At 56.1% G+C, this 1,969-nt stretch carries 1 protein-coding gene; it reads right to left on the reverse strand.

From position 1 onward, the window contains the following. Nucleotides 1-365: 365 nt before the first annotated feature. On the reverse strand, nucleotides 366-1,247 hold the full coding sequence (locus N7650_RS27815) for an RHS repeat-associated core domain-containing protein (protein WP_279900899.1): 882 nt from the start codon (nucleotides 1,245-1,247) through the stop codon (nucleotides 366-368). Between the last annotated feature and the right edge of the window lie 722 nt (nucleotides 1,248-1,969).

Raw genomic sequence — 1,969 nt, forward strand, 5'->3', positions numbered from 1 at the left:
TGAGCCCACCCGCCCCGAACGGGCTCCAGCTGTCCGGCTGGATGAAGATCATCAGCAAGGGGCTGTAGGCGCGATAGCCGTTGCCCAGCAGGCAGTGGCCGGTCGTGTGCTCGAACAGCTCGCCGTTGAAACCGAGCAAAGTCTTTAGCATAGGCATGATGTTCTGGCCTTTCACCGGTATGCTCCTCTCCCCGAAATGGAGATTGGCACCAGCGTACAACAGCCTGGATTCGCCCATAACTGGCAGAACTGTCAGGTTGCAGCGGGGTGGCAAGGGCGATAAGGCCCACCTGCCGGGAACGCCCACGGTCTTTATAAAGGCCGGCTCGGGCTGGTGGCGCCGACTGCACCTTGCGCTGATATTTTTAACGCGCTTTTTTAATGGCTTCGTAAATCCCGTTGAGAAACGTCCTTAGTCTCTCGTCATTTATTTGATTGACCAGGTTGCGCCGGTCCGCGAGCGTGAATTTGTACGACTCGTGCATTGGTCGACCCGTCGTATTGGGCATAAACACATTCAGCAACTTCCTCGAATAGTAGCCGTTACCGTACTTCCCTGAGTGCGTGGTGAAGGCTTTGGCATCCATTGTGGTTATCGCAGCGACCAGATTATCCTGAATCTCTTTCGCCAGCTTGGGGTTATGCTTATGGGACGGGTGTACCGGCAACTCACGGTTAGCACGAAGAACTAAAGGCTGGTCAATGACTGACGCCGGATAATCTGCCGGAGGAAGAAGCGATGGTGACCGGGGCCGCTGGACGGATGTAGACAAGAGTCGAGACGATGTCGGGGTGGGGGAAGCAGGCAATGATGTTCCACTGGACGAGGACGCACCCGCCCCCGCAAGAGGCGGATACACGGCCTCTGCTTGCGTATGCGGTAAGTCAAGGCCGAAGGCTTGGCTGTACGTTCTCTTGCCAAGCGCGATACGGGTGGTCGTCGCCTGGTGATTACCATACTCAGACCTTGCGCTCATCCAGCGTATCAACAATCGATTTTTCCAAGGGAAATGCCCAGTGGGATCGCAATGATTCACCGGATCACCAAGGCAGTAAGCGTAGGCATTGAGCCCACCCGCCCCGAACGGGCTCCAGCTGTCCGGCTGGATGAAGATCAACAACAACGGGCTGTAGCCACGATAACCTTTGCCCAGGAGATAGTGACCGGTCCAGGACTCGAACAATTCGCCATTGAAACCGAGTGAAGCCTTGAGTGGATACCTTGAGTCCTGTTTATCCATCGTCATGATCCACCACCTAAATGGAGATTGGCCCAAGCGTACAACAGCGTGGCTGCGTCCATAACTGGCAGAACTATCAGGTATGCCCTGACAGGAAAAAGGTGGGCCCGCATAGCGGCCCCACCTCGGTTCAGCTTGACCGACGCATCAGAACACCGACAGTACCGCCCAGCTGTACCTCTTCTCGACGAAGTCCCTACCTCGTGCGAACTCTTCACTGTAAAGGAAAAAAACCGTCTCGCAGGTTTGCATAGAATTCCGCTTTTTCAATACTGCCTTCCACTCGCGCTTGATCTTCCAGCCGCAAGAGATCCCCTCGTAGAAGTTTTGGAGCTCGCTTCCTTTCGCCGATCCCGGCCCTACGCTCGCCCGGGCTCCGCAGCAATCGCCAGCGCACCTCCCTTAAAACGGGAATTCTGCTTAAGGGCTTTTTGGACAGGTCAATGATACCCGCTGCGTCGTGAGAGAGAATCTTGCTTCCAATCTCCTTCTGCAGGCTCCGGTAATTGATTTTGTTACGATAAGATCGCGGGACGACCCAAGGTCGGCCTGCGCTTCCCGCGGGAGTGGGCAACGCTGAGCTCGATGGATAAGGTTGGCGCGAAGGAGACGTCGGACGTAAAGGCGAAGCGGGAGCTGGGGCAAGGCCTGTCGGTGAACTCCCCACGACCGCGGCAGGTGCCATCACTGGTTGTTCAGGGAAGTTATCGAGCAGTGGGAATTCTTGC

Origin of the sequence: Pseudomonas sp. GD04058 (assembly GCF_029836855.1) — a bacterium.
Lineage (GTDB): Bacteria > Pseudomonadota > Gammaproteobacteria > Pseudomonadales > Pseudomonadaceae > Aquipseudomonas > Aquipseudomonas bharatica.

What these genes read in the sequence shown, in the direction of transcription:
- N7650_RS27815 (WP_279900899.1), bottom strand. Translation starts at nt 1,247, where the DNA reads ATGACGATGGATAAACAGGACTCAAGGTATCCACTCAAGGCTTCACTC.